Genomic DNA, 20004 nt, shown 5'->3' with positions numbered 1-20004 from the left:
AACCTCCAGCCTAATCGCTAGCTGCATCCCCGCCAATCCCCTCTGACTAATACCCGGTCATTTCCAGATAGCCAACGCCTGTGTGTGAACCGCTGAAACGGATCGGCCCCTCCCAATAGGAAATCTGCGTCCCCATCCAGCTGTGCGGGTTCATGGCATCGGTGGTTATCTCCAGCCCGATATCCGGCACCTGTAGCTGCCAGCTGGTGGGGGTGTCCTGGCCGGCGACGCGGGTGGTGCGCAGGGGCTGCATGCTGATCTGTTCGGGTTGCAGCGGTTGCGGCTGGCCGTCGGCCTGAATCCAGGTACCGGAGTAGTAATGCTCGCCATCACTGTGGCGCAGCCGGAACAGCATCAATTTTTCGCCGCTGTCCAGATGCAGCGAGAACCAATCCCAGCCATCCTGACCGGCGGCCAGCGGCTGGCTGCTCCACTCGCGATCCAGCCAACCCTGACCGGTGACGGCAATGGTTTCACCCTGCCAGTCAATCTCACCACTGACCTGATAAAACGGCTGACTGACATAGATCGACGCCTGGCCGGCGGTGGATTTGACGCTGTAGCCCTGCTCCCCTTGCGGCACCATCGGCTGGTCGCTGGAAAATCGCAGGCGGTAGGCAAAGTCATCACCACTCGCCTCCAGGCTCAACGGGCTCAGGCGCTCATTACCCTCGCCCTGCAGTTGCCAGTCATCAATCCAGGCAGCAAAAGGCTCAGCGGTAACGCCGGCATGACCGACCCCGCCGCGCGCCAGCCGTTCCGCGAAAGCGTGACTGTCAGCGTTCGTTACTGCGGCATGGCCGAGCCAGACCTGCTGGCTGTGCCAGCCATCCTCGGCACCCGCCTGATCCTGCGGGCGCAGAGCCTGACGGAACAGGGTCCACTGAATGCCCCAGTCGCGTCCCTCGACATCCTCCAAATTGGCCGTCAGATACCACCATTCGATGCGGTAATCCGGGTGCGCCCCGTGATCGGCGGGAAAGCTCAATTCGGTCCCCGGGCGCACCTCGGCAAAGCCCTCACCACTCTCGCCCAGCCCGGCAAAGCTGGCTGGCTCGGTGGAGACCGGTTGCTCACAGGCGACCAGCAGAGCACACGCTGCCAAGCCAATTAAACCGTCAAGCTCACGCATCCTGGGTAAACCTCCGCAACAGGGTTTGCGGGCCACTGCGCGCCAGCCGCCAGAGCGGTCCCAGGCTGGCGAGCACAACTGCCAACAGCGCCAGGGCGATCAGTTGCAGCCATTGCAACGGGAACCAGTGCCAGGGCAAACGCCAGCCGAAGGCCTGCACATTGACCACATTGACCAGGCACCACGCCAGCGCCAGACCCAGAGGAGTCGCCAACAGACAGGTCAGCGTCGCCAACAGCAACATCTGCCACATACTCAGTCGCGCCAGTTGCCCCGGGCGCAGCCCCATGGCCCAGAGTGGAGCCAGTTGGGTCAGCCGGCTATCCGCCAGGGTCAGCAGACTGGTCAGCAAGGCAATGGCGGCCACACCTAAAGTGAGAATATTCAGCGCGCCGGTGGCGGCAAAGGTTTGCTCGAACACCTGACGCGAATAACGCTTGAGCGCAGCCTGATCAATCACCCGGTTGCTGGCCAGACCGAAAGCCTGTTGCAAGTCAGCCACCAGGGTTGCCACCTGTTCGGCGCGCTGGCTGTCATCGCTGTTTGGCGAGATCAAGACGCCAACACTGCTGAGTGGCTGGTCCGGCCAGCGTTGCTGCAAACCCTCAGCAGCCACCAGCACCTGTCCGCGCGGATTGCCGTAATCGGCATAACGGCCCAGCACCCGCAGTTGCCAGGGGCCGGCCGGGGTATTCAGTTCCAGACTATCGCCGGGTTGCAGTTCCAGACGGTAGGCCAGTTGCTCACTGATCAGGGCGCCCTCGCCACTGGCCAGGCGCTCCCAGACGCGCGGCTCAGTATCCAGCAGCGGCCAGGTGTCGGCGTACAAGGGGTGCTCAATAATACCGCTGATCTCACTCGGCCAACCACCGACCCGCAGTGGCAACTGCCAACTGGGTAACTGGGCGCGGACCTCGTCACGCTGGTCCAGCCAGGCAGCAATCTCTTCTGCTTGCTGCGGGTTCTCCGGGCGCACATACACATCTGCCGCCAGACGCTGGTCCAGCCAACCGATAAAGGTCATGCGAAAACCTTCGGTCATACTGCCAACGCCGATATTTGCCGACAGCGCCAGCAGCAAGGCCATCAGCGCCAGGCTCAAGCCACCCATTTGCTGTTGCGCATCTCCCCAGAACCATTGGCTGACCGGGCCGCGCGCACTGCGCTGGCCAAGCCGCAACAGGGCATGCAGGCACCAGGGTAATAGCCAGGCGGCGCCCAGCAGCAGGCAGGCCAGGAGCAAGAGACCCGAGAGCAAACCATCGCCCCAGATCAGCAAAGCGCCCGCCACCAGCAAGAGCACAATCGCCAGTGCGCCGAGGCGGCGCAGGCTTTTCGCTTGCGCTTCATGCCAGGCTTGCGGCCGCGCCCAGGCCAGCACCGGCAAACGCAACGCCAGCCACAGACTACTGGCCCCGGCCAGCAGGGTGCCCAGCACACTCATGCCCAGCCCGGCCAACCACCAACTGGGTTGCAACGCAAGCACGCCCGCCACCTGAGCGCCATACAGGCCGCGCAGGCTGGCGACCAGATCACCCACCAACGCATTGGCCAACAGGTAACCGGTAATAATCCCCAGGCTGCCACCGAGCAAGGCCAGCAAAAGCAATTCACTGATCAGCGCCACCGCCAACAAGCGCAAGCTGACGCCACAGGCACGCAGGCTCTGCAACATGCCCCGCCGCTGCTCCAGCGCCAGCCCGGCAGCGGCATGCACAATAAACAGCCCCACCACAAAGGCCAGCAAACCCAGTGCCGTCAGGTTGAGATGAAAACTGTTGGTCAGGCGCACCAGGTCGTCTTCACTGCGCTCTTCCCAGGACAGGGTTATCCCCTCCGGCAATGCCGGCGCCATGGCCGCAAAATCGGCGGGCACCAGCAGCTGACTTATCTTCCCCGGCTGCTGCAACAACTGCTGGGCGTAGGCCATATCCATAATCAACACACCGGGCGGCAAACCGGGCGCAGCCTGCAACGGTGGCAGGCTGTCTCCGTCCACCACAGTCACCACGGCTCCCTGCTCCAGGCCCAACTCCTGCAAGGTATCACTGGCCAAGAGCGTGCGTCCCGGCGCCAGAACAAAATCCAGCAAGCTGTCGGTACTGCTGACCTGACCAGCCAGAGAACCCTCGCTGGGCAGACTGATCGGATCAATACCCATCACCTGGTAACGTCGCTCGCCATCGCCCAGCGGCAGCAGCACCGAACCCTGCAATACCGGTGACACCGGCCAGCCGGCCCGCCGCAAACGAACAAAGTCCTGTTCACTGAACAGCTGTCCACCGGGGCTGACCAGCATCGGCTGACTACCTTCGGTAAAGAGTTGCGCGGCGCGGTCGTAACTGCTGCGCGCCTGGGTGTTCAGCGCCTGCACCCCGGTCCACAGGGCACTGGCCAACCAGATACCCACCAGCAAACAGATCGCCTGCACCGGGTGACGCCGCCAATGGCTGAGCAACGCCTGCAACACCCAGCGCATCATGCGGGCACGGCTCCCTGTACCTGACCCAAACGCAACAGCACCTGCTGATCCAGACGCAGCGCCAACTGCTGACTGTGGGTCACCATCAACAGGCTGCTGCCCGCCTCGGCGACCAGCTCAAGCAACAGGGCAATCACCTCGTTGGCCGTGGTTTCATCCAGATTACCCGTTGGCTCGTCAGCCAGTATCAACGGTGTTCGCGCTGCCAGGGCACGACCAATGGCCACCCGCTGCTGCTGCCCACCGGACAATTGCTCCGGATAGCGCTGCAACAGATCCGTCAGCCCCAACCGCTCACTCAGCCAGGCTTGCCAGTCAGGGTCGTCACGTCCGGCCAGTCGCGCCTGAAAAGCCAGGTTGTCGGCCACGCGCAAGGCGGGCAGCAGATTGAACTGCTGGAAGATCAAGGCAACCCGCTCGCGTCTGTGCGCAGCTCGCGCCGCTTCATTCAGGCCGGCAAGGGATTCACCGGCAACCACAATGCTGCCGCTGTCCGGCTGGTCCAGCCCGGCAATCAGGTGCAGCAAAGTACTCTTGCCGCTGCCGGACTCGCCCATCAGTGCCAGCGTCTGCCCGGCGGCCAGTTGCAGGTCGACACCTCTGAGTACCGGAACCGGGCCCTGCGGGGTTGAATAGGCTTTGGTAATCTGACGGACATCAAGCATGCCGGTGACTCGCTGTGATCGAAGGAGTGAATACGGAGAGCAAGGGGTCCAGCGCATCAACGGCCTGGACCTGTCGCCAGTGCGCCGGCGCCTGCCCGGTCCAGCGCTTGAAGGCACGGGAAAAACTCGCTGCCTCGGCATACCCCAGCTGCTGGGCGATGCTGTCCAGGCGTAACCGGCTGTCACGCAACAAGCGCTCTGCCAGCCGTCTGCGTACGCGCTCGTCAAGAGCGCGATAACTCTGCCTTTCCCCCGCCAAACGCCGGTGCAGGCTGCGCTCGGACAACCCCAACTGCTCGGCCACCACCGCAGCCGGCAACAACTGCGCCGACTGTCGCATCAACACCTGCAACACCTGGCGTGCCAGGGGCGTTTGCACCTCGTCGAGTCCGGCACACAAACGTGCGCACAACTCGGCGCAGGTCTGCTGAGTTGCGGCATTGGCCAATGGCAAAGGACTGGTCAGGTCAGCCCGGGCAATCAGCAAGCTGTTATGCTCAGCCGCACTGACCGGGCAGGAAAAATACCCTTGATAAAGCGCCTGCGCCAACGGATCGGGCAGCGCCAGGGTGATGCGGGCTGGCACAAAAGGCCGCTGCAGCAATTCGGCAAACACTCCGCACCAGGCCGCCAAACCCCGCTCGATCACCATTGAGCGGGCATCAGCCGGCAACACACTGGCATCCAGACGCATTTCCAACCCCTCCGGCAGTTCAACCAGAGTGACCGGACAGATAGACAGCGACAAGGGGCGAAACTGGTGACTGACCGCAATGGCATCCGCCAGCGTGCGGCTGGCCAACATGGTGTAACCGAGCAGGCCGAGACTGGTCAGGTGATAACACTGGCCCAGGCGTAAACCCAGACCGGGCCGGCCAACCGCAGCGACCAGATTGCGAATCACCGCCAGCTCCTGCCACAACTGCAAGGGCGCGTTCCCGGCCAGGCCAGCCGCGTCGATAGCGCTACCCTGCAGGCAATCAGCCGTGCTCAGCCCTTCCTCGGCCGCCAACTGCAGCAGGTAATTGATATTGGTACTGTCACGCCTTTCACGCCAATCCATAGGACACCGCTGGCCGTTGAAGAACAGGATCTGCCGACCCAGATGGCAGGAACTGTCATGAGTTGGCAGCCTTAATCATGGCCGACCACATCCGCTTGCGGCAACCTTGAGACGTTACAAAGCATAACCAGATGACAGTACCACGCCGGTTGAAGGATCCAGCCCGGTTGTCATATGAGGACTCAGATGGGCTCTGCGAAGCCGGACTTTCCCGGTCAACTTATAATGGCGAGGCATGTGTGAAGACGACGACTGATGCACAAACTATAGCGTTGGCGATCCATAACGCGCGCCGCCAGCACCTGCCACTCGGTAGCGGCGCTCCACGCATCAGCCCGGAGAACATTCAGCAGGCCAAAGTCGTGCAGCAGCACCTGATTGACCGCTATATTGCCGAGGGGCATAAACCCGTTGGCTTCAAGCTTGGCCTAACCGATGTTCGCATGCAGGCCGCGCTGGGACTGGATCAGCCCCTGGCTGGCCCGCTTATGGCCGACTGGCAAATCAAAAACCCGACACTGGATAGCCGCGAGTTCATTGAGCCACGTGTGGAAATTGAAGTGGCATTCGTGTTTTCCCGCCCAGTTTTACAGCCTGATGTCGACGACGCGACCCTGCTCGCGGCATTGGCCGGCGTAACCTGTGCCTTTGAATTCTGTGACTCTGCCTATGCTGGCTGGCCGCACTCACTGGCTGAGGCCGTCGCTGACAACCTGTCGTTCGGACGCTTTATGCTGGCTGACACCCTGCACCCCGCAGACCCGGCGTCGCTGGCCAATCTGACCGCTCGGCTGATGAATCGTGGTGAACTGGTAGCAGAAGGCGCAGGCAGCCAATGCATGGGCAGCCCGCTTGACGCCTGCCGCTGGCTGGTGAGCCAACGCGCACTGGCCGGAACACCGGTACAGGCCGGCGACATTCTACTGTCCGGTGCACTGGCCCCCATGCTACCCATCACAGCGGGAGACTACCTGTCAGTGGATATGGGCGATCTTGGCACGCTTGAATGTGCAATTCATTGACAGCTCCCCTACGTCACCCTTGAGTCATGAAAAACCCCATAACAAGAGGACAGAACCATGCCCGAATTTTTCTATACCACCGCTGCCAACAACCGGGCCCGCGAGACACCCCATTTCCGGGTCAGCCCGGTGGCCGGTTCACTGGGAGCGGATGTGCATGATGTGGATCTGACCACGCTGACCGATGACGGTCAGGCGGCTTTGCGTCAGGCTTTGCTGGATCATCAGGTGTTGTTTATTCGTGATCAGAATCTGGATGTTGCGACGCTGGATGCGGTAGCGCGGCGCTTTGGTGACTTCGGCACCGAGCCCTATGTCACGCCGATGAAAGAGCACCCGCATATTGTGCATGTGCGCAAGGAAGCCAACGAGGGCAGTCCTTTTGTGTTCGGTGGTGCCTGGCATTCCGACTGGTCATTCCAGGAGCGCCCGCCGGCTTTAACCCTGCTCTATGGCCATGATGTGCCTGAGTGCGGTGGCGATACCCTGTTCAACAATATGTACCTGGCTTGCGAATGGCTGTCACCGACATTGCGCCAGGTCCTGCATGGGCTGCACGGCATCCATACCCCGGAGTTCGGTTACGGGCCCAATGCGCAGCACAATGCCGGCATTGAAAGCATGCAGATCAATTATGGCCAGCCGGTAGACCACGATGTGCGCAGCCATCCGATGATTACCCGCCACCCGGAAACCGGTCGTGCGGTGCTCTTTGCCAATCCGGCCTACACACTGGGGATTGAGGGCATGAAACCGGAAGAGTCACGTCCGCTGCTGGATTACCTGTTCAGCGTCGCTGCGGCGCCGGCCTTTACCTGTCGTATGCGCTGGACGCCGGGCACTCTGGCGATCTGGGATAACCGCTGTGTATGGCATCAGCCGATTTCGGATTATTTTGGCAAGCGGCGGGAAATGTTCCGGGTGACTATCGTGGGCGAGGCGCCGGTAGCTGCAGGGGCTGATTGACGGGCAAGAAAAAACCTCGCCGAGACGAGGTTTTGCAGAATGGTGTCCTGATCATCCCTAACGGGCTGCCTCCAGGCAGAGTCCCTGATCCCTGTTATTTTTTGATGCTTCCTGCATTGCTCCAAGCAGGACACATCATAATCAGGTTACCGGGACCTGCCCATCAGCCAATGGCACCACTGCCTGTAGGCATTCACTTACAGGCAGTAGGCCAGCAGATCAGAACTGCGCCGCATCCAGTTCAAACAGCGGTTCGCTGCCAGCACGAACCGACTCACTCAACGAGTGGATGCGCGGCAGGATACGCTTGACGTAGTAGCGGCCAGTACTCAACTTGGCCTGATGGAAACCATCGCTGTCGCTATCCAGCCTGGCCAGTGCAGCCTTGGCCATTTTTGCCCACATATAGGCGTAGGCCGTGTAACCAAACACATGCAGATACTCAACCGAGGCAGCACCCACTTCGTTCGGGTTGCTCTGGCTGCGGTCGATGACCAATTCCGTCAGCTCATCCAGATTGTCGATCGCCTTGGCCAGCGGTTTGACGAACTCGGCCATGGCAGCATCGCTGTTGTCGGCCACAAAACTGCGGACTTCTTCGGCAAACACCTTGTAGTAAGCGCCCTTGTTGGCCACCGTTTTGCGCCCCATCAGATCGAGCGCCTGGATACCGTTGGTGCCTTCGTAGATCTGGGCAATCCGCGCATCACGCACCAATTGCTCCTGCCCCCACTCACGTACATAGCCGTGGCCACCAAATACCTGCTGACCATCGATGGTGTTGGCCAGGCCGATATCGGTAAAGAAGGCTTTGGCAACCGGCGTCAGCAGGGCAACCAGCGCCTCGCCTTTCTTCCGGTCTTCGGCGTTGTCGGTAAACTTGCTGGTGTCCAGCTGAATCCCCACATAGGTGGAGAAAGCACGGCTGGCTTCAGTCAATGACTTGATATTCAGCAGCATGCGTCGCACATCCGGATGCACGATGATCGGGTCAGCGGCCTTGTCGGGCTGCTGGGCACCGGTCGGGGCTCGGCTCTGAATACGCTCACGCGCATAGTCAACCGCACTCTGGTAAGAGGCTTCGGAGCAGCCGATGCCCTGAATACCGATCGACAGACGCTCGTAGTTCATCATGGTGAACATGGCGTTGAGGCCCTTGTTGACCTCACCCACCAGATAGCCCTTGGCACCATCGAAGTTCATGACACAGGTCGCAGAGGCCTTGATGCCCATCTTGTGTTCGATCGAGCCACAGGTCACCGGGTTGCGCTCGCCCAGGCTGCCATCTTCATTGACCAGAAACTTGGGAACCAGGAACAATGAGATCCCTTTGGGGCCTGCCGGCGCATCAGGCAACTTGGCCAGCACCATGTGAATGATGTTGTCGGTCAGGTCATGCTCACCGCCGGTGATGAAAATCTTGGTACCGGTAAGCTCATAACTGCCATCGGCGGCAGGTACAGCCTTGGTACGAATAATGCCCAGATCGGTACCACAATGCGGCTCGGTCAGGCACATGGTGCCAGACCATGTTCCGGCATACATATTAGGCAGGTAGGCTTGCTTCAGTTCCTCACTGCCGTGAGCATCCAGCGCCAGGCAGCAACCCGCAGACAGCGCCGGGTACAGGGCAAAGCTGTTGTTGGCACCGTAAACGATTTCCTCGACCTGCACACCAAGGGCTTTCGGCATGCCCATGCCACCAAATTCCGGGTTACCGCCGAGGCCGACCCAGCCGCCTTCAGCATAGACCTTGTAGGCTTCCTTGAAGCCGGTCGGGGTAGTGACCACACCGTCCTTCCACTGGGCGCCTTCTTCATCGCCACTGCGGTTGATCGGGGCGATGGTCTGACTGGCCATTTTGCCGGCTTCTTCCAGCATGGCATCGGCGATTTCCATATCTGCGGCGCCGTTCAACCCGGGCAGGTTCTGCCACAGAGTACCGGCATCAAACACATCATTGAGAACAAAACGGATATCGCGCAGCGGGGCCTTGTAGTCAGCCATGGGGAAACTCCTCTAGCAGTCGTTGCGCCCGGAACATACCGGGACATTCCTCAATTGTAGCGCTACAACGAATAGTTAGATAGCGTCTGATTGTGACTTTAATATAAAAATTAGTCACAGAAAGGGCGTTTTTGTCGCAACTTGATTCAAGTCGTTAAAAATGAAAGGCCTGACTGGTCGATGCTGGCTGACAACCTGATCGACAGGCATAAAAAAGCCCCGACGAGCGGGGCCTTTTTTACTGCAACCAGCTTCAGAACTGACTGACGGCAATATCCATCAGATTATCGGCACCGGACTCCAGCGCAGACAGGTGAGCCTGAGCACGCGGCAGCAAGCGCTTGAAGTAGAACGCCTGAGTGGCCAGCTTGGCCTGGTAGAAGTCCTTCTCGCTGGTACCGGCATCCAGTTCCGCCTGGGCAGATGCGGCCATTTTCAGCCAGAGGAAAGCCTGGGTGACATAGCCGGAGTACATCAGGAAGTCCATCGACGCTGCACCGATCTCATCACGGTTCTGCATGGCTTTCATGCCAATTTTCTGCACTTGTTCGCCCCACTGTACATTCAGAGCGCTCAGCTGATTGACGTACTCACCCAGCTGCGCGTGGCCTTCATTGGCCTGGCAGAACTTGTGCACCTGTTTGGTAAAGGCACGCATCATCTTGCCTTGGGTCATCAGTACCTTGCGACCCAGCAGATCAAGGGCCTGGATGCCGTTGGTACCTTCATAGATCGGAGCGATCCGGCAGTCACGTACCTGCTGCTCCTGTCCCCACTCACGAATATACCCATGGCCACCGAGTACCTGCATACCCAGGTTGGTTACTTCCAGACCAGTCTCGGTCATAAAGGCTTTGCAGATCGGCGTCAGGAATGCCAGCTGCTCTTCAGCATCGGCACGCTCGGCCTCGTCCTTGGAGTAGTGGGCCTTGTCCAACAGCTGCGCGGTGTAATAGGTCAGGGCTCGGTTACCTTCATTGAAGGCTTTCATGGTCAGCAACATGCGACGCACGTCAGGGTGCACAATGATCGGATCCGCCGGCTTGTCGGGCTCGGCAGCACCATTCAGTGCACGCATCTGCAGCCGGTCCTTGGCATATTCCAGAGCGGTCTGGTAGGACGCTTCACCGTGACACATGCCCTGCATACCGGTACCCAGACGCGCATGGTTCATCATGGTGAACATATAGTTCAGACCCTTGTTGGCTTCGCCAACCAGGAAGCCGGTCGCGTCATCAAAGTTCATCACGCAGGTGGCGGAGGCCTTGATACCCATCTTGTGCTCCAGAGAGCCACACTTCAGGCTATTGCGTTCACCCACTTCGCCGTTGGCGTCAGGCAGGAACTTGGGCACGATAAACATGGAAATGCCCTTGGTACCCGCTGGCGCGTCAGGCAGCTTGGCCAGCACCAGGTGGACAATATTCTCCGCCATGTCGTGCTCGCCACAGGAAATGAAGATCTTGGTCCCCGTGACCTTGTAGCTGCCATCAGCTTGGGGCAAGGCGCGGGTCTTGACCAGACCCAGGTCAGTACCACAATGCGGCTCGGTCAGGCACATGGTGCCGGTCCAGGTGCCGGGAGTCAGCTTGTTCAGATACAGATCTTTCTGTTCGTCGTTGCCGTGGGCACGGATAGCAGCCAGACAGCCATGGGACAAGCCCGGGTACATGCTGAAAGAATAATTGGCCGAAGCAACCATTTCACCGACGATCAGACCCAGTGATGCCGGCAGACCCTGGCCGCCGTACTCGACCGGCCCGGTCATGGAACCCCAGCCATTGTCGACATACTGCTGATAGGCTTCCTTGAAGCCTTTCGGCGTGGTGACTACACCATCTTCGATGTGACAACCTTCTTCGTCACCGGTACGGTTCAGCGGTGCCAGCACACCACCGGCGAACTTGGCCGCTTCATCCAATACCGCGCTGACCAGGTCAGGGCTGACATCTTCCAGACCAAAGGCCTGGTAACCAGCGTTGAAATCGAATACTTCATTGATCACAAAGCGCATGTCGCGCAAAGGGGCATTGTAGTCAGGCATTTTCGCTCTCCAGTGGGCCTCCAGAGCATACCGGCAGGCCGAGTTCATACGGTCGTTTGAACAGTAAGGCGCACCAGGCATTGGGTCAAGGACAGCAGACACTCATTACACCGGCTGATACAAAGTCATAAGGCAATCTGCCTGACACACCATTCAGCGGGGACCATGCACAGGCTCTAATCAATCACTATATACCTAAAAGTAATATAAAAAGCGCTTTTTGTACTTGGACACTTTGATAGCGCCCCATTATCTTGGCCGCTCGTAATACCCACCCATTTCCTGCTTGAGATGCCTGATGACCTGGGATTCCCTGCCAATGTTCGGTGTAGCCGCCCTGCTTATCTGGGTGATCTATGCTTTTGCGCGGGAGAAATTCAGCCCTGACGTGGTGGTGGGCATTGCTGTCGCCGTGCTGCTGGTCAGTACTCTGCTGACGCCGGCGGATGTACTCAGCGTTATGTCCAACAGCGCCCCCATCACTATCGCTTGCTTGTTTGTACTCTCTGCGGCGCTGGAACGTACTGGGTGCGTCGAGCGGCTCGGCAACGGCCTGTCACGGCTGGGTGGTGGCAATCCGCTGCGCACCCTGTTTACTCTGATGATCACCGGCCTGTTGTTGTCGACCTTCATCAACAATACCCCGGTGGTCGCCATTCTCACCCCGGTCGCCATTGCGCTGGCCAATCAGGTCGGCAGCAAACCATCGAAAATGCTGATTCCACTCTCGTACGCCACCATTCTCGGCGGCAGCATGACCATGATCGGCACTTCAACCAATATTCTGGTGGATGGCGTCGCGCGCCAGCACGGCATGGAACCCTTCGGCATGTTCGAGATAACGCTGCCAGGGCTGATCATGGCAGTGATTGGCCTGGCTTTCATCTTGCTGTTTGGCCACCGTTTGCTGCCCGACCGCGAGAGCTTGTCCAAACAATTGCGTCCTGATCAGAGCCGGCCTTTCATGACCGAGTTGCTGGTACCGCAGGACTCCAGTGTCATCGGCCGCAGCATCAGTGAAGCCAAGCTCAATGGCGGTAGCGGCATTCAGGTCATTCGTCTGTTCCGGGACGATGACGAAATTCCTGCACCCGACAAAAATACCGTGCTGCAGGCCGGTGATCGCCTGGTATTGCACGCCAACATGCAGGATTTTGTCGAACTGCGGCAGCAAGGGCTGCTTGCCTTCAACCACGAACAGAGCGCGCAGTTCGAAACCATTTCGACCCGCGACGTGGTACTCGCGGAAGCCATCGTCGGACGCAATTCACGCTACAGCCACCGACCCATGCGGGATCTCAACCTGACTGCGCGCTATGGTATCCACGTACTCGCCGTGCACCGTCACAATGAAAACATTCAGGATAATCTGGACGACTTTCAACTGCAGTTCGGTGACGTGATGCTGGTCGAAGGCAGCCCGGCGCAGATCAAGAAATTTGCCGACAATGGTGAGTTGATCAGCCTGAACACCGTGCAGGAACGCGCCTACCGCCGCAACAAGGCCCCCATCGCCATTGCCGCCGTGGTTGGCGTCATGTTGTTGGCCGCTTTCAAGGTCATGCCCATCGAAGGCCTGGCCATGATTGCCGCTGCCGTCGTTATCGCCACCGGTTGCCTGGACACCGAAGATGCCTACAAGGCCATCGACTGGCGCATCCTGATGATCATCTTCGGCATGCTGGCGATCAGTATCGCCATGAACAAGGTTGGCCTGGTCGACAGCATAGTCAACCAGATGATGGCCCTGTCGCCCATCCTCGGTCCGCTGTTCATGCTGTCATTTATCTACCTTCTGACCTCGGTGCTCACCGAAATGGTCAGCAACAACGCCGTGGCCGTCCTGGTCACGCCGATTGCCATCGGCGTCGCCCTGCAACTCGGCGCCGACCCGCGCCCTTTCGTGGTCGCCGTCATGTTCGCTGCCAGCGCCAGCTTCGCCACTCCCATCGGCTACCAGACCAACACCTTCGTCTACAGCGCCGGTGGTTATCGCTTCAGCGATTTCCTGCGCATCGGCGTACCCCTCAACCTGATTATGTGGGGCACCGCCACGCTGATCATTCCGCTGATTTGGCCGTTGTTTCCAGAGTAATTGTGTGCGGAGTGGTCGTCGGGGTGCGCCTTGGCTGGACACGCGGTAAATACGTCCCTGTAGCTCGTCTGCGGCGTCCCTGCCGCAGACGGTCCAGCCAAGGCGCACCCCGACGCCCCCTTTCAGCAGCGTGCACTCTTAACGAAAAGCTGGCATCACACACGGTGCAGGGAAGCACAGATTAATTGCACAATACTTAAGAAAAGGGGTTGTCAGTTACCTATCCCAGACCGTCGATGCACAGGGACGTGCATCGACGAGCCCCAGGGACGGCTCGTAGCGTGTCTGGGATAGGTGGCTGACAACCCCTGATGCACAAGCCTGATTTAATCAGTGCAACACAAGCTTCCTACTTAGCTGACATTAACGCTTGCTCCAGATCAGCCAGAATATCGTCAATATGCTCGATACCGATCGACAGACGCACCATCTCGCGACTGACACCGGCTCGCGCCAGCTCCGCATCATTCAACTGCCGATGGGTGGTCGACGCCGGATGACACGCCAGTGACTTGGCATCACCGATATTCACCAGTCGCACAATCAACTCCAACGCATCGATAAAGCGCGCACCGGCAGCCTCGCCACCCTTGATCCCGAAGGACAGAATCGACGCCGGCGTACCACCCATGTAGCGCTGTGCCAAACCATGCTCAGGATGATCCGGCAAACCCGCGTACTGCACCCACTCCACCTGCTCATGCGCCTGCAGATATTGCGCAACTTTTTGCGCATTCTCGCAATGCCGCTCCATGCGCAGCGACAGCGTCTCCAGCCCCATCAGCAGCTGGAAGGCATTGAGTGGTGACAGCGCCGCACCCATATTGCGCAAAGGCACCACCCGGCAACGGCCAATAAATGCAGCCGGCCCAAAGGCCTCGGTATAGACCACGCCGTGGTAAGACGGATCGGGCGTATTCAGCAACGGAAAGCGATCAGCATGGTCAGCCCAGGGAAAAGTACCGCCATCGACGACCAGACCGCCCACAGTGGTGCCATGCCCGCCAATGTACTTGGTCAGGGAATGCACCACGATATCCGCCCCATGCTCGATCGGTCGGCAGAGAGCTGGCGTTGCCACCGTGTTATCGACAATCAAGGGCACCCCTTTGCGATGGGCGGCTTCAGCCAGCGCTGCCAGATCAATCACGTTACCTGACGGGTTGCCAATGGATTCGCAGAAGACCGCCTTGGTACGATCGTCAATCAAGGCTTCCAGCGCGCCAATATCCGCATGATCGGCAAAACGTACCTCAATCCCCTGCCGCGGCAAAGTGTGCGCAAACAGGTTATAAGTACCACCATAGAGCTTGGCCACCGAGACAATATTGTCGCCCGCTTCGGCCAGTGTCTGGATCGCAGCGGTAATGGCCGCCATCCCCGAAGCAAAGGCCAGGCCGGCAACACCGCTTTCCATCGCTGCTACGCGCTGTTCGAGCACATCATTGGTCGGATTCATGATGCGCGTATAGATATTGCCCGGCACTTTGAGATCGAACAGATCAGCCCCGTGCTGGGTGTTGTCAAAGGCATAGGAAGTGGTCTGATAAATCGGCACTGCGACCGCCTTGGTGGTCGGGTCCGGAGAAAAGCCTGCGTGAATAGCGAGAGTTTCGAGCTTCATTCTGGTGTCCTTGCTCTGTTGGGGTGTATGACAGCGAGAATGCCGAACTCCTTGGATGTGGTCAATTGGTGGACACTGCGCCAGGTCAAGACAAGTGTCTCACTGGCGTGACATACTCAGGGAAATCTTGCCACCGGGAGACACCCCATGACCACCTTGTTGATGGCGACTGATTTCAGTCCCGAATCCGATCTTGCCCTCAAGCGTGCCTGCCAACTTGCCGCTCAGCACCAGGCACGCCTGGTGGTGTTGCACAGTGTAGATGCGGCCCTGCCTCTGCGTACCCGCGACAAACGCCGCAGCGAAGCGGAAACCCTGGTGCAGGAGCAGCTTGGTCGCTGCAGCCCCGACCCGGAGCTGGATGTAAAACTGGTGATTGAAGCCGGGCGCATTGCCGAAACCATTCTGCGCAACGCAGTGGAAGAAGATGTCAGCCTGATCATTCTTGGCCAGCACCATCAGTCCAGCCCCGAGCTCTTTGTCGGCACCACCCTGGAACGCGTCAGCCGCCTGGCTTCAGTGCCGGTGTTGCTGGTCGTCAGCGAACAGGCCGATTACCGGCAAGGCCTGGTAGCACTGGACGCTTCAGCCTGTGCCAGTCAGGGCCTGCGCACCGCTGCCATGCTGGTCAACGGTGGACACCTGCATGCCATGCATATCTGTCATCCGCCCATGAGCACCCGTTGGGGTGGTCACAGCGCCCTGGTCAAATACACGGCCGAACAGCAGGAAACGCTGGACAATTTGCTGGAGGATGAACTGGAAACCCTGGAACTGATGGACATTCCCCGCCCCGAGTTCAGCCTGGACGTCACCAACGGCGGCGTCCTCGCCGAGCTGCAGCGCGCCGTCAGCATCCGCAAGCCCGGCTTTCTTGCCCTCGGCAGTCATGGTCGTAGTGGTTTGGGTGAAGCACTGCTGGGCGGCCTGGCGCTGGAACTGTTGCGCCAGCCGCCCTGTGATGTGCTGGTAGCACGCTAGGCTCCCGATGAAAGCCCGGTTTTTAGCCGTTATTTTCCAGATGGTCGTGCAAGGCAATGAATTGCTGGGTCAGCTTGTGCCGGCCATCCAGGAAGATCAGCGGTGTACTGACCTGATGCGACTCGCGCATACGTACTGAGGCCTGCAAATAGACCGGTAGCACTGGCAGGCCTTCCTCAACCAGCTCGGCCAGCATCTGTTGCGGCAAGGCCGCCCGCGACTGGTACTGGTTGACGATAATGCCTTCGACCGCCAGGTCTTCATTGTGCTCGTCACGGATTTCTTCCAGCTCTTCAAGCAGGCCGTACAGCGCCTTGCGCGAGAAAGCGTCACAGTCGAAGGGAATCAGACAGCGATCAGCGGCGATCAATGCAGAAATGGTGTAGAAGTTGAATGCCGGGGCGGTATCGATATAGATCCGCTCATAGCTGCCCTTGAGATCCTTGAGCAACTTGCGCAGTTTGAGGATCTTGTAGCGTGATTCCAGCTTGTGCTGCAGCTCGCTCAGCTCGGCACTGGCCGGCATCAGCCAGAGGTTCTCGAACGGGGTTTCGGTGACATACTGTTCCGCTTTCTTGGCGAACAGACTGCTGCTCAAAGTCGAGGTGAAAAAGTCGGCGATGGTCAAATCAACATCCGCCAGGCCGTCACCCATCAGGTAATGACTGGAGTTGGCCTGCGGATCAAGATCAATGACCAGCGTCTTGTAGCCGGCAGCAGCGCTGACCGCTGCCAGGTTGCAGGCAATGCTGGACTTGCCTACCCCACCTTTCTGATTGAACACTACCCGACGCATGGCCACTCCTTGTCTTGGGGACGCTGATTAACCAACAATGGCTTCGGGGTCATGATAGACCGCCGAGAGCTCGTGTACTGCCTCGATAAAGGCGCCGGCATGGGCCGGGTCGACCTCGGGAGTAATGCCGTGCCCGAGGTTGAACACATGGCCGTTGCCCTTGCCGTAACTGGCGAGAATACGTGCGACTTCGGCACGGATCGCACTCGGGCTGGCGTACAGCACCGAGGGGTCCATATTGCCCTGCAGCGCCACCTTGGCACCGACCCGCGAACGCGCGACGCCCATATCCATGGTCCAGTCCAGGCCCAACGCATCGGCACCCGACTCGGCAATGCTTTCCAGCCACAGGCCACCGTTCTTGGTGAACAGGATGACCGGTACGTGACGGCCCTCATTCTCGCGGATCAGCCCACTGACAATCTTGCGCATATAGGCCAGCGAGAACGTCTGGTAGGCATCGGATGACAGGTTGCCGCCCCAGGTATCAAAAATCTGTACTGCCTGGGCACCGGCCTTGATCTGGCCATTCAGGTAACTGGTCACCGATTGTGCCAGCTTGTCGAGCAGGCGGTGCATGGCTTCCGGTTGATCATAGAGCATGGCTTTGGTTTTGCGGAAGTCTTTCGAGGAACCCCCTTCGACCATGTAGGTGGCCAGGGTCCAGGGGCTCCCGGAGAAACCGATCAGCGGTACGCTGCCATTCAGCTCTTTGCGGATGGTGCGCACGGCATTCATGACATACCCCAGATCGGCTTCCGGATCGGGGATCGGCAGGGCGTCGACATCAGCAGGGGTGTCGATGCGCTTGCGAAAGCGTGGACCTTCGCCGGTCTCGAAATACAGGCCCTGGCCCATGGCGTCGGGGATGGTGAGAATGTCGGAGAACAGGATGGCGGCATCCAGCGGATAGCGGGCCAATGGCTGCATGGTGACTTCGCAGGCCATCTCGGGGTTCATGCACAGTCCCATGAAGTCGCCGGCACGCGCGCGGCTTTCCCGGTATTCGGGGAGATAACGCCCGGCCTGCCGCATCATCCACACGGGAGTGACATCAACGGGTTGGCGCATCAGTGCGCGCAGAAAGCGATCGTTCTTGAGTTCGGTCATGAAAAGGTATCCGCTAGCAGAATTCAGCGCCATTGTACCGGTAATCAGCGGGAAAAATCAGGCCTGGTGCGGCAATGGGGCGCAGTAAAGCTGCTTTGCATCAAGTTCAAGTTGAAAAGCCATCCCGTCACAGCCCATTAATGAAACACCGATCAACTGCACGGTCGATAACAGCCTGATTGTCGCTGACCAGTTCAGGACCGTTAGATGCCAGGCGACCGCCAAGGAGGGCGGAAGCGCAGAAAATGCAGGAGCAATTTTCTGCGAGCATCTACGAGCCCCCATGGACGGGTTCACGGCGTGTCCTGAACTGGTCAGCGACAATCAGGCGGGCACACAGGACTGGTTTAAACTAAGTTGCTTGCTGAATATCTCTCAAGACCGTGCCTGAGCGCTACTGGGACAAGGCCTACCGAAGACACGCAGCAAGTACGTCCCTGTAGCTCGTCTGTGGCTTCCCTGCCACAGACGGTCTTCGGTAGGCCTCGCCCCAGCAGCGCTATCCCGTTTTGTACCGCCGCCGAGGAACCAAAAAACACCTACAACTCCAAATACCCCAAAATCCCCTCAGCCGCCTGCCTGCCCTCCCAGATGGCCGTCACCACCAGATCGGAACCACGGACCATATCGCCACCGGCAAAGATTTTCGGGTTGCTGGTCTGGAAGGGGTGTTTGGCCTCTTCCAGCGCCACGACGCGGCCTTGGTTGTCGGTGTCGATCTCCTGAGTGGGGAACCAGTCAGCCGGACTGGGGCGGAAGCCGAAGGCGATAATGACGGCATCGGCCTCCAGCACTTCTTCGGAGCCCGGGACGGGTTCCGGACTGCGCCGGCCACGGGCATCGGGTTCACCGAGCCGGGTTTCCACCACCTTGACGCCTTCCACCTTGTCTTCACCGACAATGGCTACCGGCTGGCGGTTGAAGAGGAATTTGACCCCTTCGTCCTTGGCGTTTTTCACTTCCTTGCGCGAGCCGGGCATATTCTCTTCATCGCGGCGATAGGCGCAGGTAACGGATTTGGCGCCCTGGCGGATGGAGGTGCGGTTGCAATCCATGGCGGTGTCGCCACCGCCGAGCACAACCACGCGCTTGCCCTTGAGGTCGATAAAGTCATCCGGGGATTGCTCGAAGCCGAGGTTGCGGTTGACGTTGGCAATCAGGAAATCGAGGGCGTCGTGGACGCCAGGCAGGTCTTCACCGGGGAAGCCGCCTTTCATGTAGGTGTAGGTACCCATGCCCATGAACACGGCGTCGTAATCGCGCATCAGCTCATCCATGCTGACATCGGTGCCAATCTCGGTATTCAGGCGAAATTCGATGCCCATGCCTTCGAAGATTTCCCGCCGGCGTGACATGACCGGCTTTTCCAGCTTGAATTCGGGGATACCAAAGGTCAGTAGCCCGCCGATTTCCGGGTAGCGGTCAAAGACCACGGCTTTGACACCGGCGCGGGTGAGCACGTCGGCGCAGCCCAGACCGGCCGGGCCGGCACCGATGATGGCGACGCGCTTGCCGGTGGGTTTGACCGCAGACAGGTCGGGCCGCCAGCCCATGGCAAAGGCGGTGTCGGTGATGTATTTCTCCACGGCGCCGATAGTGACGGCGCCAAAACCATCATTCAGGGTGCAGGCGCCTTCACACAGGCGGTCTTGCGGGCAGACGCGACCGCATACTTCGGGCAGGGTGTTGGTCTGGTGCGAGAGTTCGGCGGCTTCGAGGATGTTGCCCTCGCTGATCAGCTTGAGCCAGTTGGGAATGTAGTTGTGCACCGGGCACTTCCATTCGCAATAGGGGTTGCCGCACTCCAGGCAACGCTCGGACTGGTCGGCTGCTTCGTCGGGCTTGAACTGCTCGTGGATTTCCACGTACTCGGTCTTGCGCTGACGCAGCGGGCGCTTTTTCGGGTCCTTGCGACCCACATCGATGAACTGGAAGTCGTTGCTCTGACGGTCAGCCATGTTTCTACACCTCTTTGTCGCCGGCCAATGCCGGGCGAACACATTCAGTGAACAGTGGC

The 20004-nt window shown here is 59.4% G+C and carries 13 protein-coding genes and 1 pseudogene; 4 read left to right on the top strand and 10 right to left on the bottom strand.

Features of this window, described 5'->3' with window-relative positions; all coding sequences use genetic code 11:
- Positions 1–46: 46 nt before the first annotated feature.
- From BLU07_RS02050 to BLU07_RS02035, 4 genes and pseudogenes are all read right to left on the bottom strand, one after another.
- Positions 47–1132 (bottom strand): lipocalin-like domain-containing protein, encoded by a 1086-nt coding sequence (locus BLU07_RS02050; protein WP_092383652.1) that lies wholly within the window; start codon positions 1130–1132, stop codon positions 47–49.
- Positions 1125–3614, bottom strand: a complete 2490-nt coding sequence (locus tag BLU07_RS02045) for an FtsX-like permease family protein (RefSeq protein WP_092383650.1) — start codon at positions 3612–3614, stop codon at positions 1125–1127. Before BLU07_RS02045 ends, BLU07_RS02050 begins: the two co-directional genes overlap by 8 nt.
- Positions 3611–4189: pseudogene (locus tag BLU07_RS02040) on the bottom strand (ABC transporter ATP-binding protein); the annotation flags it as partial. The gene BLU07_RS02045 and the pseudogene BLU07_RS02040, both read right to left, overlap by 4 nt.
- Positions 4190–4271: 82 nt before the next feature.
- Positions 4272–5342 (bottom strand): AraC family transcriptional regulator, encoded by a 1071-nt coding sequence (locus tag BLU07_RS02035; protein WP_092383646.1) that lies wholly within the window; start codon positions 5340–5342, stop codon positions 4272–4274.
- Positions 5343–5581: 239 nt separating this feature from the next.
- On the opposite strand from BLU07_RS02035, the gene BLU07_RS02030 reads away from it, so the two are divergent.
- A complete protein-coding gene (locus tag BLU07_RS02030; protein WP_157719056.1) occupies positions 5582–6364 on the top strand; it encodes a 2-keto-4-pentenoate hydratase in 783 nt (260 codons plus the stop codon).
- Positions 6365–6421: 57 nt separating this feature from the next.
- Positions 6422–7330, top strand: a complete 909-nt coding sequence (locus BLU07_RS02025; protein WP_092383642.1) for a TauD/TfdA dioxygenase family protein — start codon at positions 6422–6424, stop codon at positions 7328–7330.
- Between the two features lie 219 nt (positions 7331–7549).
- Here the strand turns inward: BLU07_RS02025 and BLU07_RS02020 are convergent, their stop codons facing one another.
- Both BLU07_RS02020 and BLU07_RS02015 read right to left on the bottom strand, forming a co-directional pair.
- Positions 7550–9337 carry an acyl-CoA dehydrogenase C-terminal domain-containing protein gene (locus tag BLU07_RS02020; protein ID WP_092383640.1) on the bottom strand — a complete coding sequence of 596 codons (1788 nt, stop codon included), beginning with the start codon at positions 9335–9337 and terminating at the stop codon, positions 7550–7552.
- A gap of 253 nt (positions 9338–9590) precedes the next feature.
- On the bottom strand, positions 9591–11381 hold the full coding sequence (locus tag BLU07_RS02015) for an acyl-CoA dehydrogenase C-terminal domain-containing protein (protein ID WP_092383638.1): 1791 nt from the start codon (positions 11379–11381) through the stop codon (positions 9591–9593).
- A gap of 298 nt (positions 11382–11679) precedes the next feature.
- Here BLU07_RS02015 and BLU07_RS02010 point away from each other — a divergent pair, with 298 nt between their 5' ends.
- Positions 11680–13476, top strand: coding sequence for an SLC13 family permease (locus tag BLU07_RS02010; protein ID WP_092383636.1), 1797 nt, complete (start codon positions 11680–11682; stop codon positions 13474–13476).
- A 349-nt stretch (positions 13477–13825) separates the two neighbouring features.
- Here the strand turns inward: BLU07_RS02010 and BLU07_RS02005 are convergent, their stop codons facing one another.
- Positions 13826–15100, bottom strand: a complete 1275-nt coding sequence (locus tag BLU07_RS02005) for a bifunctional O-acetylhomoserine aminocarboxypropyltransferase/cysteine synthase (protein ID WP_092383634.1) — start codon at positions 15098–15100, stop codon at positions 13826–13828.
- A gap of 147 nt (positions 15101–15247) precedes the next feature.
- On the opposite strand from BLU07_RS02005, the gene BLU07_RS02000 reads away from it, so the two are divergent.
- Positions 15248–16081 (top strand): universal stress protein, encoded by an 834-nt coding sequence (locus BLU07_RS02000; protein WP_092383632.1) that lies wholly within the window; start codon positions 15248–15250, stop codon positions 16079–16081.
- A 22-nt stretch (positions 16082–16103) separates the two neighbouring features.
- On the opposite strand, the gene BLU07_RS01995 is transcribed toward BLU07_RS02000, so the two are convergent.
- The 3 genes from BLU07_RS01995 to BLU07_RS01985 form a co-directional block, all read right to left on the bottom strand.
- Positions 16104–16877, bottom strand: coding sequence for a ParA family protein (locus BLU07_RS01995; RefSeq protein ID WP_092383630.1), 774 nt, complete (start codon positions 16875–16877; stop codon positions 16104–16106).
- Positions 16878–16904: 27 nt separating this feature from the next.
- A complete protein-coding gene (gene hemE, locus BLU07_RS01990; protein WP_092383628.1) occupies positions 16905–17987 on the bottom strand; it encodes a uroporphyrinogen decarboxylase in 1083 nt (360 codons plus the stop codon).
- Between the two features lie 539 nt (positions 17988–18526).
- Positions 18527–19945 carry an FAD-dependent oxidoreductase gene (locus tag BLU07_RS01985; RefSeq protein WP_092383626.1) on the bottom strand — a complete coding sequence of 473 codons (1419 nt, stop codon included), beginning with the start codon at positions 19943–19945 and terminating at the stop codon, positions 18527–18529.
- Positions 19946–20004 lie beyond the last annotated feature (59 nt).

The organism is Halopseudomonas salegens, from assembly GCF_900105655.1.
Classification (GTDB): domain Bacteria; phylum Pseudomonadota; class Gammaproteobacteria; order Pseudomonadales; family Pseudomonadaceae; genus Halopseudomonas; species Halopseudomonas salegens.
This window is presented reverse-complemented; position numbering and strand designations above follow the sequence as displayed.

What these genes read in the sequence shown, in the direction of transcription:
- BLU07_RS02050 (WP_092383652.1), bottom strand. Translation starts at nt 1,132, where the DNA reads ATGCGTGAGCTTGACGGTTTAATTGGCTTGGCAGCGTGTGCTCTGCTG.
- BLU07_RS02045 (WP_092383650.1), bottom strand. Translation starts at nt 3,614, where the DNA reads ATGATGCGCTGGGTGTTGCAGGCGTTGCTCAGCCATTGGCGGCGTCAC.
- BLU07_RS02035 (WP_092383646.1), bottom strand. Translation starts at nt 5,342, where the DNA reads ATGGATTGGCGTGAAAGGCGTGACAGTACCAATATCAATTACCTGCTG.
- BLU07_RS02025 (WP_092383642.1), top strand. Translation starts at nt 6,422, where the DNA reads ATGCCCGAATTTTTCTATACCACCGCTGCCAACAACCGGGCCCGCGAG.
- BLU07_RS02020 (WP_092383640.1), bottom strand. Translation starts at nt 9,337, where the DNA reads ATGGCTGACTACAAGGCCCCGCTGCGCGATATCCGTTTTGTTCTCAAT.
- BLU07_RS02015 (WP_092383638.1), bottom strand. Translation starts at nt 11,381, where the DNA reads ATGCCTGACTACAATGCCCCTTTGCGCGACATGCGCTTTGTGATCAAT.
- BLU07_RS02010 (WP_092383636.1), top strand. Translation starts at nt 11,680, where the DNA reads ATGACCTGGGATTCCCTGCCAATGTTCGGTGTAGCCGCCCTGCTTATC.
- BLU07_RS02005 (WP_092383634.1), bottom strand. Translation starts at nt 15,100, where the DNA reads ATGAAGCTCGAAACTCTCGCTATTCACGCAGGCTTTTCTCCGGACCCG.
- BLU07_RS02000 (WP_092383632.1), top strand. Translation starts at nt 15,248, where the DNA reads ATGACCACCTTGTTGATGGCGACTGATTTCAGTCCCGAATCCGATCTT.
- BLU07_RS01995 (WP_092383630.1), bottom strand. Translation starts at nt 16,877, where the DNA reads ATGCGTCGGGTAGTGTTCAATCAGAAAGGTGGGGTAGGCAAGTCCAGC.
- hemE (WP_092383628.1), bottom strand. Translation starts at nt 17,987, where the DNA reads ATGACCGAACTCAAGAACGATCGCTTTCTGCGCGCACTGATGCGCCAA.
- BLU07_RS01985 (WP_092383626.1), bottom strand. Translation starts at nt 19,945, where the DNA reads ATGGCTGACCGTCAGAGCAACGACTTCCAGTTCATCGATGTGGGTCGC.